We start from the raw sequence: 14,387 nt of genomic DNA, 5'->3' as shown, positions 1-14,387 counted from the left end.
TCCAAACCTATCTGACCCCGATGCGCGGAATTGGATTTCGGCTACCCCAGCGCTGCGCCACCGCTATGGCACGACCCTCCCAGGAGCGTACCCGATCCGGGTCGATTATGGGAGTCAAGCTGCGGCCGCGGACGTAGTCGTCGAACGCCTCCGCCGTCGACCATTTGGGCTGATAACCCAGCTCGGATCGCATCCGGGTGGTGTCCATCACGCGGCCGTAACTCAGGTAGGCGAATTGCTCACGATTGATCTCGGTATAACGGTTGGCCCGCCGCAACGAATCGAGTGCCCATACTCCAAAACTGGGCACTGGCAACGGAATTCGACCGGCGCGGCGAATGGCCTGAGACAGCATCATGATTCCCTCCGCACCGATGTTGAAGGTGCCGGCCTTGCCCGCCATCGCGGCGCGCTCGAGCGCACCCAGTGCGTCCTGCTCGTGCAGCAGCTGCAGCCGGGCGTCGCGGCCGAACATCGTCGGCACCAAAGGCCCTGCGAGATAACGCGACAGCGTGGTGTCCATCGCCGGGCCGATCATGTTTGCCAACCGCAGGATGGTCACCGCGATGTCGGGCCGGCGCCGCCCCAACCCGCGCGCGTAACCCTCGATGTCGAGGCTGTCCTTGGCAAACCCTTCGCGGAAGGGTCGCCGGCTGCTGCTGTCCTCGGTGAACATCACCGGGTCGTGCGGACTGGACCCGTACACCTCGGACGTCGACTTCAACACCACCCGCCGCACCGACGGCGCCTTCTGGCAGGCGGCGAACAGTTGCATCGCGCCCATCACGTTGAGTTCTTTGAGCGCCGCGCTGCCACCGGACCGCGGCGCGTATGACGCCGCCGCGGCATGCACCACCGTGTCAACGTCGCCGTTTCGGATCACCTTGGCGATGAAGGGATTTCGGATGTCGGCACGGACGAACTCGGCCCGGCCCATCCGGCGCAGCATGTCCTTGCTGGGCGCGATCGCGTCCACCGCGATGACCTGGTTGATCAACGGGTTCTGCACCAGGCGAGCCGTCAGGTAGCCGCCGAGAAACCGGCACGCACCGGTGACGAGTACGACCTTGGGGTAATGCACGGCCTCGCCGCCGGCTCCCCCGCCGTCCTTGCTCTTCGACGGATCCACCTCGACAGCCTAGCGACGCGCAGAGACGGGTGTGTTACGAACCAGTGACGGGCGGCGCGGGCAGAACTTACTTGCCAAGTTTTCTGCGCTGCACTCGGGTGCGACGTAGCAGCTTGCGGTGCTTCTTCTTCGACATACGCTTGCGCCGCTTCTTGATTACTGAACCCATGAACTCCGCTATCTGACCTGTACCGGCTTAATCAAATGACCGGGACACTTTACCCAACCGGACGCACGCAACGCCAAACGGTCGTCCAGGGACGCCGGGCTGCCGACCGGATTCGCGACGCGCGGGAATGTGTTGCGGTCGGATTCCGATCCCACGCCGGGCAGGGAGAGGCGCTCTGGCTGCTCGACGGCTTGGGTGTGAATCCTTGGCGTTGATTGTGAAACGAGGGCTTTCGGAGTGAGCCCAGGGCGGGAAAATCGGCGAGATCCCGCCCAGGCTTCACCCGCAAAGCCCAGACTTCACCCGCAAAGCCCAGGCTTCACCCGCAAAGCCCAGGATTCACGCTGAAAGCTCCGGCCGACCGGAACGCGACAAGCGGGGGTCAGCCCGCGTCGAAGTACGACGTCTCCAACATGTCGTGCACGGCTTTGGCATGCACGCGGAAGGAGCGTCCGACCCGAACCGCGGGCAACTCCCCGTTGTGCACCAACCGGTAGACCGTCATCTTCGACACCCGCATCAACGCCGCGACCTCGGCGACGGTGAGAAATTGCGTCCGGGACTGACCGGCGTCGGCCGAACCACCGTCCCGTGCCGCTTTACCTGCAGAATCCCGTGCCGACGGCCCGTTCGTAGACGTCATCGCAACCCAATCGTGTCAGGCCCGCGCAATGCCAGCGGCTTCCCCTCCGCTGGCACCCACACGCGCTTACAAAGAGGAGAATAGCGGGACTAGTGGGGTTACTGGTACTGGTGAGAGACAATCCGTTGAAAATTGCCGAATTATTCGGATGTAATTCGTAGCTGCTCAGAGCGGTTTTTGGCGGCCTGCACCGCGGCGTCGACGGCCACCCGGAATCCACCCCGTTCCAGTTCACGCAGGGCCGCGGCAGTGGTGCCGCCGGGTGAGGTGACCGAAGCCCGCAACTGTGCGGGTGCAGCGTTGATTCGTAGCCCGCCCGAGGCGCCGTCGGCCGGCCGGCGCTCCTCGTCCATCCGCTCCAACAACATCGCCGCCGCACCCGCCATCGTCTGCGTGGCGAGGTCGGTGGCCACCTGGCGGCTCAGACCGACTGCCACGCCCGCGTCCACCAGCGCTTCGACCAGCAGGAAGAAATAGGCCGGTCCCGATCCCGATACCGCCGTCACCGCATCCAGGTGCTGTTCGGGCACCGTGAGGACGCCGCCGACGGCGTCGAACAGCGTGGAAACGTCGTCGAGCTGTTGCGGCGTGACGAACCTGCCCTTGGCCAGCGCGGTGACCCCGGCACCGACGAGTGCGGCCGCGTTGGGCATGGCCCGGATCACCGGCGTACCGGCCGGCAGCTTGGACTCGAAGAAGGTGAGGCTGATGCCCGCGGCCACGGTGACGAACACCTGCTCGACGCTGTCGTTGTCGGCTGCGCCGACCGCCTCGGCCAGGGAGTCCACCACGGACTCGACATCGGCCGGCTTGACGGCGACCACCACGAACGAGGCGTTCTCCACCGCGTCGCTGACGGACGCCACCACCAGCACGCCGTAGTTCGTCGACAGATACTTGGCCCGCTCCGGCAAGCGTTCGGCCACCACCAGATCTTTGACCTGCCGGCCTGCCCGCAGCAGCCCGGACAGCAGTGCTTCGCCGATGTTGCCGCCGCCGATGATCGCGATTCTTGCCATGCCGCAAAGCATCGCAGACCGGCGGTCCGGATTACCCGGCAGGCACCATCGCAAGTTGCCGGGCCTGCACCACCAGGCGGCCCAACTCGTCGACGACGATGTGGTCCTCGTCGAACCAGTCGTGTCCGATCTCCACGCAGGTGGCGATGATCCGCAGCCATCCATTCACCGGCACCGACCGCAGCAGTGCGGTCAGCTGGACGGTCGGCGCCCAACCGGTGCGGTCCACGGCGAACGTCACCGGCGCCGACAGATCTCCGCACATCAGCGCGAACAGCGCGTCGGGAGCAAGGTCTCGCGGTCGCGCCCACATCTGGATCATCGGCGGCCGCCCGTCCGGCGGCCGGTTTTCCGGAGAAGGCATCGTGGACATCACCGGCCGGATGTCGCAGCCGGCGCCCAGATGCACCAGACCGGCCAGCGGGTGACCCGGGCCGATCGGCGCCAGGTCGTCGGGCGGCTGCGGAGCCATCAGGTCCACGACCGGGTTGGCCGACAACAACGGCGCGGTCTCCCCCGGCAGATGATGCTCCGGCTCACCCAGCGTGACGACAGCGTGCACGGCGGTACGGTCGCCCTGCATGAGTTCGACGTCGGCCACGGTGATCCGGCGTCCCCGCTTGCGCAGCGAGGTGACCAGCCGCATCGGCCCGGGGTCGGGCGCGGACAGGAAATTCGCCGACACGGCGACCGGTTGCTGGGCGCCGTCGCCGTAGGCAGTGCGTACGGCGTTGGCGCACAGCGCCACCATGACACCGCCGTGCACCTTGGGTCCGATGGTCCAGTGCTCGTTCAACACGCCGTCGAAGACCAGGCACGCCGGGTCGTCCGTGTCGACTGGGCGCAGCGCCATCGCACTGCTGAACAAGGCGTCCGTCATCAGCGCAGCAGGTGGGTTCGGGCGAACTGCAGCGACTCGATCAGCATGGCCTCGCGCTCGGCGGCCGAACGCGCGCTCGAGGTGGACACTTCCAGCACGACGTGGCCGGCGAAACTGCTCGCGGCCAGCATCTGGCACACCTCGGCGGTCGGCTGGGTGCCCCGGCCGGGCACCAGGTGCTCGTCGGCGGGCAATCCGCTGCCGTCACACAGGTGCAGGTGCACCAATCCGGTCCCCATCCGTCGGGCCATCTCCAGCGAGTCGGTGCCCGCGGTCGAGGTGTGCGAGAGGTCCAGCGTGTAGTGCGCGTGGTCGCCGTCCAGCGGGTCGTACGAGGGGGCGAACGCCGAGACCCCCAGGCCCGGCCCACCCCCGCGCCGGCGCATCCGTTCCCGGGTCTGGTCGAGCCCGAAGAAGCGGTCCGCGCGGAACGGGAACATGTTCTCCACTGCCACCAGCACGTCGCTGGCCTCCTCCAGGGCTTTGACCTGGTCACTGAAGCCTTCGGCGTAGCGACGTTGCCAACGGAACGGCGGGTGCACCACCACCGTCTGTGCGCCCAGCTGTTCGGCGGCCCGCACGCTGCGATCCAGTTTGACGATCGGGTTCGCGCCCCACACCCGCTGCGAGATGAGCAGACAGGGGGCGTGCACGGACAGCACCGGCATGTGGTAGCGCTTGGACAGCTTGCTGATGGCGTCGACGTCCTGGCTGACCGACTCGCTCCAGACCATCAGCTCGACCCCGTCGTAGCCGAGCCTGGCGGCATACTCGAACGCCGCCTCGGCCCGCAGCGGGTACACCGAGGCCGTCGACAAGCCGACTTTGATTGCTGGGCGCACAGTCTGTAGGGACGCCTAGCTCGTTTGCAGCAGGGCCATCGGTCCCAGGGTGATCAACGCACCCACGGCGACCGCGATCAGCGTGCTGGCAATGTCCTCGGTCTTGCGGACCACCCGGACGCCGACCACCAGACCGAGGATGACCAGCACCGAAAGCACCAGCGCGACGATGGGACTCCACCGCCACAGCTGGTCGAAAGCGATGAACAATCCCCCGCCGAATGCGACCGCCAGGATCGACTGCAGCACCGTGAGCAGGCCGCGGCCCAGTGCGGCCATCTTGCCGCCCGCGCGTCGCGGCGCCGCCTCCTCGTCGAGGTGGTCGAGGTCGCGTTCGTCGTCCAGTTCGACGGTGCGCTGCCCGCCGCGCCGGCGCGCGACCTCGTCGGCAATCGATTGGCCCCCGAACAGTGTCCCGTCCGACGCCTCGTCGGCGTCCGGGCCCTGCAGATACGAGCGCACGTACGCCGAGTCTTCGGCCACCGATTCGGCTTCCCGCACCTCGCTGTCCATCACGTCGACGGAAGCGTCGGTGTAATGCCCGACCGGGTCCGGGCTCATATGCTCCGCGCCCGAGTGCTGCTCGACGTCACTGGTGGCGGTATGACGCAACGGGCGGGGGTACTCGCTGCGCTGCGGGCCGGACTTGCGCCGCGTCACCGGGTCCGACTTGGGCCAGCGCGGCTCGGGCTCGGACCAGTAGGGCGCGGAAGGCCCGGGTTCTACGGTGGTTTCCGGTTCGGCCCGGACCTCGGGTTCGACGACGGGCTCGGCCCGGACCTCGGGTTCGACCACAGGCACGTCGCGGACTTCGGGTTCGGCGCGCACGGCCGGGGCGACGGGCGCGGTCTCCTCGCGGTGATCGTCCCGGATGACCGGAATCTCGCCGGTGAGCTCGGCGACGCTGATCGAATCGTCACCGCGACGGCGGCGACGCCGGCGGGTGGCCGTCGGATTGGCGGTACTTCCGTTCCGGGCCAGCAGCTCGGCCACCGATATCTGCTTGGCGTCCTCCATGTCGGGTCCAGTCATGCTTTGCTGCCTCTCGACCGGTTGGACGCACTCCGATCAGCCACCTGGCTCCCGGCATCCCGCACCGAAGTCTGCACGAACGACGTTTCCATGAAGGCGGTTCCGTCGGCTTCGCTGTCGAGTTTGCGCAGGATGAGACCTTCCCGCAGCGCCCACGGGCAGATGTCCACCGCTTCTATCGACAGGGCTCGCATGCTTGCCTCCGCCACCAGCGCACCCGCCACGATCTGCGGGGCACGCTCGGCGCTGACTCCTTCCAGTTCTGCTCGGTCGGCGGCTGTCATCCTAGAGATGAAAGATATGAGTTGTCTGAGGCCGTTGGCGGTGAGCGTGCGTTTCGCCCGCGGTCCGGCCGCCGACGGGGCCGCGCCGGTGAGGCGCGCCAACGACCGGAACGTCTTCGACGTCGCGACGGCGAGATCGGGCGCCCCGGCTTCGAGCAGGGTGGCGCTGGCGTCGGCGAGTTCGGCGTCCAGCCAGTCGCGCAGCATCGCCACCCGGCGCCGGCCCGGCGGATCGTCGGGCAACCACTCGCGGGTCAACCGTCCGGCGCCCAGCGGCAACGACAACGCGACCTCGGGTTCCTCGTCCACGCCGCTGGACACCTCCAGCGAGCCGCCGCCGATGTCGAGGTTGATGATGCGCCCGGCGCTCCAGCCGAACCAGCGGCGCACCGCCAGGAAGGTCAACCGCGACTCGTCCACCCCGCGCAGCACCTGCAACTCGACGCCGGCCTCTTTGCGCACCCGAGCCAGCACGTCGTCGGAATTCTCGGCGTCGCGAACCGCGGAGGTGGCGAAGGCCATCAACTCCGCGCAGCCGGAGCTGACCGCGATCTTGGCGAACTCGTCGACCGTGGAGATCAGCTTGTCGGCGCCGCGCTTGGTGATCTTGCCCGAACTGTCGGTGGCCTCGGCCAGGCGCAGGGTGGCCTTGGTCGAGCTCATCGGAGCCGGACACCCGCCCCGGTGAGCATCGACCACCAGTAGATGGACGGTGTTGCTCCCCACGTCCAGCACGCCCAATCGCACAGAACAAAACTAGCCGGACTCACCGGGCACGCGTCCCGCGACCCGTGATGCGCACCGCCGGGCCGAGCCGGCGCCCGTCGCGAAAACGTGGACTAACGTTGCACCCGTGGCCAACTCGCTGCCCGGACAAGAGGTCGAACAGGATTTCGCCCGTGAGTGGGTGGAGTTCTACGACCCCGACGACCCCGAGCACCTGATCGCGGCCGACCTGACCTGGTTGCTGTCGCGCTGGACGTGCGTGTTCGGCACGCCGGCCTGCCGGGGCACGGTAGCCGGCCGACCCGACGACGGGTGTTGCTCGCACGGCGCGTTCCTGTCCGACGACGACGACCGCGCCCGCCTGGACGACGCGGTCAAGTTGCTGACCGAGAAGGACTGGCAGTTCCGCGACAAGGGCCTGGGCCGCAAGGGGTACCTGGAACTCGACGAACACGAGGGCGAACCCCAATACCGCACCCGAAAGCACAAGGACGCGTGCGTGTTCTTGAACCGGCCCGGTTTCCCCGGCGGCGTGGGCTGCGCCCTGCACAGCAAGGCCCTGAAACTGGGTGTCCCGCCCCTGACGATGAAGCCCGACGTGTGCTGGCAGTTACCGATCCGGCGCAGCCAGGAGTGGGTGACCCGGCCCGACGGCACCGAGATCCTCAAGACGTTTCTCACCGAGTACGACCGGCGCGGCTGGGGCTCCGGCGGTGCGGACCTGCACTGGTACTGCACCGGCGATCCGGCCGCCCATGTCGGCGCCAAGCAGGTGTGGCAGAGCCTGGCCGACGAACTGACCGAACTTCTCGGCGCGAAGGCCTATGCGGAGTTGGCCGCAATGTGCAAGCGCCGCAGCCAATTAGGTCTGATCGCGGTGCATCCGGCGACGCGGGCCGCCGAGTAGCTAACGGCTCTTGGTGTAGGCCAGCACCATTCGCAGCGCGCTGGCGTTCAGATAGGCCTCCACGCTCACGGCCGCCGACTCCGCCTCGTGCGCCAGCACCGCCTCGGTGATCGCCCGCAGGTCGGCGACCACCGGCTCCGCGTCGTCGTAGGCGCCGGTGAGTTCGTGTTCACGGCCACCGAAAGCCTGTTCCACCCACCGATACAACAGGCCCAGGGCGCGGTTTCGGGTGCTGTGGATCAGCACGTGAAAGTAGGCGAGATCGGCGGTCTGGCGGGCTGCGGCGGTGTCCGCCTCCTGAACCGCGGCCAGCGCGCGCCGCAGTTCTTCGGTGTCCGCCGGCGTGCCGCGCTGTGCCGCCAGCGTGCCGATCAACGGACCCAACGCCGCCCGGATCTCGAGTAGCTCGACGAGGAACTCCGGGCCCAGCTTGCGCACCAGGGCCTCGACCACCGCCGGATGGGTCAGGCCTTCGGGGTCGCGAACCACGCTGCCGCTGCCGTGGCGAACTTCGATCAGACCCATCTGCTGCAGGCGAGCCAGTCCCTGACGCAGTGAGGTGCGATTCACACCGAGCTGATCAGCGAGTTCGCGCTCGGGCGGCAGCGTCGAGCCGGGCGGGAACGCGCCGTCGAGGATGGCGTCGGCGATCGACGCAGCGATCTGTTCGTCGACTCGCTGACGGTCTGGCGGAGGTATCGGACTTGACTGGTTCATTGGCTCAACCAATTATAGAGGAAGGAGGTGCTGAAGTGGACGACGAAACGCGGTTGGCCGCGACGCCGCGCTGGCGGGGGAAGCCGGGACGGTTGGAGGTCTGGTACGCCACCCTCTCCGACCCCGTCACCCGCGCCGGCCTGTGGGTGCACTGCGAGACCGTAGCCCCGACGGCGGGCGCGCCTTACGCGCACGGCTGGGCGACCTGGTTCCCGCCCGACGGTTCGCCACGCACCGAGCGCTTCGGCCCCGAACCGGTCGCACCCGCCGGCGGCGCCGCCTGGTTCCAAGCGGCCGGCGCGCTGGTCGGACCCGGGCAGATGACCGGACGCGCGGGCTCACTCGCCTGGGACCTGTCATGGAAGGACGCCGGCGCCCCGCTGTGGACCTTTCCGCGCGTCGCCTGGGAGCGCGAACTGCTGCCCGGCGCCCAGGTCGTGCTCGCTCCGACCGCCGATTTCGCCGGGACTGTCAGCATCGACGGCCACACCCGGTCCGTCGACCGCTGGCGCGGCAACGTGGCGCACATCTACGGGCACGGCAACGCCAGGCGCTGGGGCTGGATTCATGCCGACCTCGGCGACGGCGATGTGCTCGAGGCCGTCACCGCGGTGTCGCACAAGCCCGGGCTGCGCCGCCTGGCGCCGCTGGCCTTTGTCCGCTTCCGAATCGACGGAAAAGATTGGCCCGCAAGCGTTTTGCCGGCGCTGCGGATGCGCACCAGGCTCGGTCCGCGGCACTGGCAGCTGGAGGGCCGTATCGGCGGACGCGAGGTGTTGATCCGGGTCGACCAGCCCCCCGAGCGCTGCGTGAGCCTGCAATACACCGACCCCGACGGCGGCACCTGCGTGTGCACCAACACCGAACAAGCCGACATCCACGTCGAACTCGGCGACCGGCGGTGGTCGGTGCTCGGCACCGGACATGCCGAGGTCGGTTTGCGTGGCGATCAGGCTCCCCCGGTCAATGAAAGGACCCCGCAATGAGTTTCGCTCTCGACCCGCCGTTGCTGTTCGCCTCCGGAGTGCTGATCGAGCGCCGCTTCCCGCCCGAGCGACGCGACGTCCTGGAGGCCGCCGTGCTCGGCGTGTTCTTCGCCGGATCGTTCGGTCTGTACCACAACGTGCCCGGGCTGGGTTTCCTGTGGCGACCGTTCCGCGCGGCGAACGGACGCGACTTCATGTGGAACAGCGGGGCTTTCGACATGGACACCGAGAAACTGGACTGGCCGGCGCACGCCGCCGCCGGGGGTATCTTCGCGACCTACCCGTTCTTCCTGAAGCTGGGCCGCGCGCTCGGGCGCCGCAAGTGAGCCGGCTGGCCGATCGCGCTACCGCCTCGTTCGGCACCGCGCTGCTGCCCGAGGAACACGGCGGCCCGTCGTCCGCACAGTTCGCCGCACGCGTCGACCGGTACCTGTCACGGCTGCCGGCCACCTCCCGGCTGGCGGTGCGCGCCGGGTTGGTCTCGATGGCCGCGGCGAGCTACCTGACCACCGGACGGTCCCTGACGCGCCTCGGTCCCGCCGATCGCGAGCGGGTGTTGCGGCGCATCGCCGCGCTCAGCACCGAGGCCGGCGCGGCCGTCGAGGGCATGAAGGTGATCGGGTTGCTGGCCAACGGAGCGGATACCTTTGCCCACGAACTGTTTTCGCGCGCCCACGCTGACCAGGTGGTACGTCCGGACGCGGCCCTGGACGTCACCCGGTCGGCACACAGCGCGTCCGTCGTCACCGCCGACGTGGTCGTGGTCGGCTCCGGGGCGGGCGGCGCGATGGCGGCCCGCACCCTGGCCCGGGCCGGCCTGGAAGTCGTGGTACTCGAGGAGGGACGACGCTGGACGGTCGAGGAGTTCCGCACCAGCCACCCGATCGACCGGTATGCCGGCCTGTACCGCGGCGCCGGGGCCACCGTTGCGCTGGGACGGCCAACGGTGGTGCTGCCGATGGGCCGGGCGGTCGGCGGCACCACCGTGGTCAACTCCGGCACCTGCTTCCGGCCCCCGGATGCCGTGCAGCGACGCTGGCGTGACGAATTCGGCCTGAGCCTGGCCGATCCGGACCGGTTGAGCGGCTACCTCGACGACGTCGAACGCACCCTGCAGGTCGCGCCGGCGCCGCGTGACGTGATGGGCCGCAACGGCAACCTGTTGCTCCAGGCCGCCGATTCGCTGGGCTGGCAGGCGGCACCCATCGCGCGCAATGCGCCGGGTTGCGAGGGTTGCTGCCAGTGTGCCATCGGCTGCCCGCACAACGCGAAGTTCGGCGTGCACCTCAACGCGCTGCCGCAGACGTGCGCGGCCGGCGGGCGCATCATCTCCGAGGCGCGGGTCGAACGGGTGCTCCATGAGCACGGACGTGCCCGCGGCGTACGGGCCCGCCGGCCCGACGGCACCGCGATCGACGTACTGGCCGCCACCGTCGTCGTCGCGGCGGGTGCGACCGAGACGCCGATGTTGTTGCGGCGCAGCGCGCTTGGCAGACACCCGCGGCTGGGCCGCAACCTGGCGCTGCATCCGGCGACGTTGCTGGCCGGACGGTTCGAGGAGGATGTGTACGCCTGGCGCGGCGTGCTGCAGAGTGCGGCCGTGCACGAATTTCACGAGTCCCACGGCGTGTTGATCGAGGCCACCGCCACCCCGCCCGGCATGGGTTCGATCATCTTCCCGGGTTACGGCGCCGAGCTGCTGCACTGGTTGGACCGGGCCCCCCAGATCGCCACCTTCGGCGCGATGGTGGCCGACGAGGGCGTCGGCTCGGTGCTGTCGGTCAGGGATGAGACGGTGGTGCGCTACGACATCGCCCGGCACGATGTCGCGAAACTGCGGGTCGCGTTGGGAGCCATCGGCCGGCTGCTGTTCGCCGCCGGCGCGGTCGAAGTGCTCACCGGGTTGCCCGGCGCGATGACGGTGAAGTCCGAGACGGAACTGCGCGACGTGCTGGCCAGAACCGAGCCGAAAAGCCTGCACCTGTCCGCATTCCACCCGACCGGGACCGCGGCGGCCGGCGCCGACGAGCAGATCTGCCCCGTCGATCCGGCCGGCCGACTGCGTGGCATAGCCGGCGTCTGGGTTGCCGACGCCTCCATCCTGCCCAGCTGTCCCGAGGTCAACCCGCAGCTGTCCATCATGGCGATGGCGCTGGCGGTGGCCGATCAGATACTCGCCTGACGACACCAAATCCCGGCGCGCAGGAGTTCGCCCGGGCTACCCCTCCAGCTTGTAGCCCAGCCCCCGCACGGTCACCAGGTGCACCGGGTTGGCCGGGTCGGCCTCGATCTTGGACCGCAGCCGCTTGACGTGGACGTCGAGCGTCTTGGTGTCGCCGACATAGTCCGCACCCCAGACCCGGTCGATCAACTGTCCGCGGGTCAGCACCCGTCCGCTGTTGCGCATCAGGTATTCCAGCAGATCGAATTCCTTGAGCGGCAACGTGATTGCTTCGCCGTTCACCGAGACGACGTGCCGTTCGACGTCCATGCGGACCGGACCGGACTCCAGCACCCCGTCGCTGATCTCGGAGTCGTCGTCGCCGCCGCGGCGCAGTACCGCCCGGATCCGGGCGATCAACTCACGCGCGGAGTAGGGCTTGGTGACGTAGTCGTCGGCGCCGAGCTCGAGGCCGACCACCTTGTCGATCTCGCTGTCCCGCGCGGTCACCATGATCACCGGGACGCCGGAGCGGGCGCGCAGCTGCTTGCACACATCGGTACCCGACATACCCGGCAGCATCAGATCCAGCAGCACGATGTCGGCGCCGGACCGGTCGAACTCGGCCAGCGCGGAGGGACCGTCGTTGACCACCGTGGCCTCGAAGCCCTCTTTGCGCAACAGAAACGCCAGCGGATCGGCGAGCGATTCCTCGTCTTCGACGATCAAAACGCTTGTCATCGACTCAACTCTTCCTCTCGTTGTGACCTGCCGGGCCTCAAGTCCCGGCTGAGCGATTGCTCGGTTTGTGCCTCGTCCTGCGCCGGCGGGCCCTGCGCTGCCGCGGACCCGGAGGCCGGGATGGACAGCGTGAACGTCGATCCGGTCCCCGGCTTGCTCCAGACGCCGATGCTGCCGCCGTGGTTGGCCGCGACGTGCTTGACGATCGCCAACCCCAGTCCACTGCCGCCGGTGGCGCGCGAACGCGCTTTGTCGCCGCGGAAGAACCGCTCGAAGACGCGTTCCTGGTCTTCCAGGGCGATCCCGATGCCCCGGTCGGTGACCGCTATCTCGACGTAGTCGCCACGCCTGCGGCGGCTGATCGACACCAACGACCCGCGCGGCGAATAGGCGATCGCGTTGGACACCAGGTTGGCCAGCGCGGTCACCAGCAGCGTCTGGTCGCCCAGCACCTGCAGCCCGCTGGGCGCATCGGTGCGGACGTCGATGGCGGCGTTCTCGGCTGCCACCTTGTGCCGCGAAATCGCCTCGGAGACAACGGCGTCGATGTCGACGTCGGTCTCGTTCGTCAGGCGCTCGGCACCTTGCAGCCGGGAGAGTTCGATCAGTTCGGCGACCATGTCGCCAAGCCGGTTGGCCTCGATGAGCACCTTCTCGGCGAACCTGCGGACCGTTTCGGTGTCGTCGGCCGAAGCCAGCAACGCCTCGGCGAGCAGCGTCATGGCGCCGACCGGAGTCTTGAGCTCGTGGCTGACGTTGGCCACGAAGTCGCGCCGGGTCGCTTCCATCCGGGCGTAGTCGGACTGATCCAGCACGAACACCACCGCGAACCGGCGGTCCTGTTCGCTGAGCAGCCTGGCGTGTCCGTGTACGCACAGCCCGGACTTGCCGCCCGAGCGCTTGTCCGTGGACAGGTCGAACTCGACGTCGTCACCGGCCAGTGCCTGCTTGGCGGCCTTCCAGGCTTCGTCGTCGAGCTGGCGGTCACGCACCAGGCCCAGCTCCATGGCCCGGTCGTTGAGGTAGACGACGTCACGGTGGGTGTCGACCACCGCGGCGCCCATCGGCATCAACGCCACAATGCGTTGCAGCATCTGTGCGACGGTGATGCCGGTCCACTCGGTGGTTTGGCGGCGGGGTTGCCCCATACGCCGTGACAGCCGGACTCCCGCTGCCACACCTACGGCCAGCGCCAGCCCGGACAAGACCCCGGCCAGCAACAGTGCCGAGAACACAGTCACAGCTCAAATCCTACAAATTCCGGTGAACGCCGCCCTAGCGGAGCGCGGCGAAAATCGCACAAGTCACACGCCGCGTCACAGGTGTTCCGCTCGCGTTCACGCGACGTTCAGCAAGCGGCCCACGACCGGCCGAATTCAGCCTTTCGCGGCGCCCTGGCCGGCCACCGCCGCGGCCCCGGCCTCCGCGGCCTCGGGGTCCAGATAGGTGCCCCCCGCGACCGTCGGCCGCAGGTCGGCGTCCAGGTCGTAACGCAGCGGGATGCCGGTCGGGATGTTCAGTCCGACGACGTCCTCGTCGGACATGTCGTCCAGGTACTTGACCAGCGCCCGCAGCGAGTTGCCGTGCGCGGCGATCAGCACGGTCTTGCCGGTCCGCAGGTCGGGGACGATGACGTCGGTGAAGTACGGCAGGAACCGGGCCACCACATCGGCCAGGCATTCGGTCAGCGGGCCGCCGCCGATGTTGGCGTAACGCGGGTCGGCGTCCTGGCTGAACTCGCTGCCCTTCTCGATCTCCGGCGGTGGGGTGTCATAGCTGCGCCGCCAGGCCATGAACTGCTCTTCGCCGTACTTCTCTTTCGTCTTGGCCTTGTCCAGACCCTGCAGCGCGCCGTAATGGCGTTCGTTGAGCCGCCAGGTGCGGTGCACCGGGATCCAGAGCCGGTCCGCGGCGTCCAGCGCCAGGTTCGCGGTGTTGATGGCGCGCCGCAGCAGCGAGGTGTAGAGCACGTCGGGCAGCAGGTCTTGTTCGGCCAACAGTTCGCCGCCGCGCACTGCCTCGGCTTCGCCCTTCTCGGTCAGCCCGACGTCCACCCAGCCGGTGAAGAGGTTCTTGGCGTTCCATTCGCTCTCGCCGTGACGCAACAGCACCAGCGTGGCAGTGTCTCCCATGGAAGAAGAGTCTCTCACG

General features: G+C 68.5%; 16 protein-coding genes. 4 read left to right on the top strand and 12 right to left on the bottom strand.

What is annotated here, in order from left to right; all coding sequences use genetic code 11:
* Positions 1-7 precede the first annotated feature (7 nt).
* The 8 genes from AC5Y47_RS14850 to AC5Y47_RS14815 form a co-directional block, all read right to left on the bottom strand.
* Positions 8-1,129 carry an SDR family oxidoreductase gene (locus AC5Y47_RS14850; protein WP_499944758.1) on the bottom strand — a complete coding sequence of 374 codons (1,122 nt, stop codon included), beginning with the start codon at positions 1,127-1,129 and terminating at the stop codon, positions 8-10.
* A gap of 67 nt (positions 1,130-1,196) precedes the next feature.
* Positions 1,197-1,298, bottom strand: coding sequence for a 30S ribosomal protein bS22 (locus AC5Y47_RS14845; RefSeq protein ID WP_003402602.1), 102 nt, complete (start codon positions 1,296-1,298; stop codon positions 1,197-1,199).
* A 382-nt stretch (positions 1,299-1,680) separates the two neighbouring features.
* Positions 1,681-1,941 carry a cell division/environmental response transcriptional regulator gene (locus AC5Y47_RS14840; RefSeq protein ID WP_499944757.1) on the bottom strand — a complete coding sequence of 87 codons (261 nt, stop codon included), beginning with the start codon at positions 1,939-1,941 and terminating at the stop codon, positions 1,681-1,683.
* A gap of 140 nt (positions 1,942-2,081) precedes the next feature.
* Positions 2,082-2,960 (bottom strand): pyrroline-5-carboxylate reductase, encoded by an 879-nt coding sequence (proC, locus tag AC5Y47_RS14835; RefSeq protein WP_499944756.1) that lies wholly within the window; start codon positions 2,958-2,960, stop codon positions 2,082-2,084.
* 31 nt (positions 2,961-2,991) lie between these two features.
* Entirely contained in the window at positions 2,992-3,840 is an 849-nt protein-coding gene (locus AC5Y47_RS14830) for a thioesterase family protein (RefSeq protein ID WP_499944755.1), read from the bottom strand.
* On the bottom strand, positions 3,840-4,682 hold the full coding sequence (locus AC5Y47_RS14825) for a sugar phosphate isomerase/epimerase family protein (RefSeq protein ID WP_499944754.1): 843 nt from the start codon (positions 4,680-4,682) through the stop codon (positions 3,840-3,842). The genes AC5Y47_RS14830 and AC5Y47_RS14825 overlap by 1 nt, the downstream gene beginning before the upstream one ends.
* A 15-nt stretch (positions 4,683-4,697) precedes the next feature.
* Positions 4,698-5,714, bottom strand: coding sequence for an Rv0497 family membrane protein (locus AC5Y47_RS14820; RefSeq protein ID WP_499944753.1), 1,017 nt, complete (start codon positions 5,712-5,714; stop codon positions 4,698-4,700).
* Positions 5,711-6,745: a Ppx/GppA family phosphatase gene (locus AC5Y47_RS14815; RefSeq protein WP_499944751.1), complete on the bottom strand. Its 1,035-nt coding sequence runs from the start codon at positions 6,743-6,745 to the stop codon at positions 5,711-5,713. The genes AC5Y47_RS14820 and AC5Y47_RS14815 overlap by 4 nt, the downstream gene beginning before the upstream one ends.
* A 106-nt stretch (positions 6,746-6,851) precedes the next feature.
* Between AC5Y47_RS14815 and AC5Y47_RS14810 the strand changes: the two genes are divergently transcribed.
* Positions 6,852-7,631, top strand: a complete 780-nt coding sequence (locus tag AC5Y47_RS14810; RefSeq protein WP_499944750.1) for a DUF3109 family protein — start codon at positions 6,852-6,854, stop codon at positions 7,629-7,631.
* On the opposite strand, the gene AC5Y47_RS14805 is transcribed toward AC5Y47_RS14810, so the two are convergent.
* The gene (locus tag AC5Y47_RS14805) at positions 7,632-8,348 is read right to left on the bottom strand and encodes a FadR/GntR family transcriptional regulator (RefSeq protein WP_499944749.1); all 717 of its coding nucleotides are present in this window, start codon (positions 8,346-8,348) and stop codon (positions 7,632-7,634) included. It lies immediately after the preceding gene.
* A gap of 35 nt (positions 8,349-8,383) precedes the next feature.
* On the opposite strand from AC5Y47_RS14805, the gene AC5Y47_RS14800 reads away from it, so the two are divergent.
* Genes AC5Y47_RS14800 through AC5Y47_RS14790 form a run of 3 tightly spaced genes read left to right on the top strand, consistent with a single transcriptional unit; the run spans position 8,384 to position 11,516 of the window.
* Positions 8,384-9,334: a tocopherol cyclase family protein gene (locus AC5Y47_RS14800; protein WP_499944748.1), complete on the top strand. Its 951-nt coding sequence runs from the start codon at positions 8,384-8,386 to the stop codon at positions 9,332-9,334.
* A complete protein-coding gene (locus tag AC5Y47_RS14795; protein ID WP_499944747.1) occupies positions 9,331-9,660 on the top strand; it encodes a hypothetical protein in 330 nt (109 codons plus the stop codon). The genes AC5Y47_RS14800 and AC5Y47_RS14795 overlap by 4 nt, the downstream gene beginning before the upstream one ends.
* A complete protein-coding gene (locus AC5Y47_RS14790; protein ID WP_499944746.1) occupies positions 9,657-11,516 on the top strand; it encodes a GMC family oxidoreductase N-terminal domain-containing protein in 1,860 nt (619 codons plus the stop codon). The genes AC5Y47_RS14795 and AC5Y47_RS14790 overlap by 4 nt, the downstream gene beginning before the upstream one ends.
* 36 nt (positions 11,517-11,552) lie before the next feature.
* Here AC5Y47_RS14790 and regX read toward each other — a convergent pair whose 3' ends face one another.
* The 3 genes from regX to AC5Y47_RS14775 all read right to left on the bottom strand — a co-directional run bounded on the left by regX (position 11,553) and on the right by AC5Y47_RS14775 (position 14,368).
* Positions 11,553-12,236 (bottom strand): two-component sensory transduction protein RegX, encoded by a 684-nt coding sequence (gene regX / locus AC5Y47_RS14785; protein WP_499944745.1) that lies wholly within the window; start codon positions 12,234-12,236, stop codon positions 11,553-11,555.
* Positions 12,233-13,477, bottom strand: a complete 1,245-nt coding sequence (locus AC5Y47_RS14780; protein ID WP_499944744.1) for a sensor histidine kinase — start codon at positions 13,475-13,477, stop codon at positions 12,233-12,235. Before AC5Y47_RS14780 ends, regX begins: the two co-directional genes overlap by 4 nt.
* A gap of 135 nt (positions 13,478-13,612) precedes the next feature.
* Positions 13,613-14,368: a phosphoglyceromutase gene (locus AC5Y47_RS14775; protein WP_499944743.1), complete on the bottom strand. Its 756-nt coding sequence runs from the start codon at positions 14,366-14,368 to the stop codon at positions 13,613-13,615.
* Between the last annotated feature and the right edge of the window lie 19 nt (positions 14,369-14,387).

It is taken from the genome of Mycobacterium sp. NGS22 (genome assembly GCF_059813095.1).
The sequence above is the reverse complement of the archived record's forward strand: the minus strand, read 5'-3'. Positions and strand labels throughout refer to the sequence as shown.

What these genes read in the sequence shown, in the direction of transcription:
- AC5Y47_RS14845 (WP_003402602.1), bottom strand. Translation starts at nt 1,298, where the DNA reads ATGGGTTCAGTAATCAAGAAGCGGCGCAAGCGTATGTCGAAGAAGAAG.
- AC5Y47_RS14840 (WP_499944757.1), bottom strand. Translation starts at nt 1,941, where the DNA reads ATGACGTCTACGAACGGGCCGTCGGCACGGGATTCTGCAGGTAAAGCG.
- proC (WP_499944756.1), bottom strand. Translation starts at nt 2,960, where the DNA reads ATGGCAAGAATCGCGATCATCGGCGGCGGCAACATCGGCGAAGCACTG.
- AC5Y47_RS14830 (WP_499944755.1), bottom strand. Translation starts at nt 3,840, where the DNA reads ATGACGGACGCCTTGTTCAGCAGTGCGATGGCGCTGCGCCCAGTCGAC.
- AC5Y47_RS14820 (WP_499944753.1), bottom strand. Translation starts at nt 5,714, where the DNA reads ATGACTGGACCCGACATGGAGGACGCCAAGCAGATATCGGTGGCCGAG.
- AC5Y47_RS14805 (WP_499944749.1), bottom strand. Translation starts at nt 8,348, where the DNA reads ATGAACCAGTCAAGTCCGATACCTCCGCCAGACCGTCAGCGAGTCGAC.
- AC5Y47_RS14795 (WP_499944747.1), top strand. Translation starts at nt 9,331, where the DNA reads ATGAGTTTCGCTCTCGACCCGCCGTTGCTGTTCGCCTCCGGAGTGCTG.
- regX (WP_499944745.1), bottom strand. Translation starts at nt 12,236, where the DNA reads ATGACAAGCGTTTTGATCGTCGAAGACGAGGAATCGCTCGCCGATCCG.
- AC5Y47_RS14775 (WP_499944743.1), bottom strand. Translation starts at nt 14,368, where the DNA reads ATGGGAGACACTGCCACGCTGGTGCTGTTGCGTCACGGCGAGAGCGAA.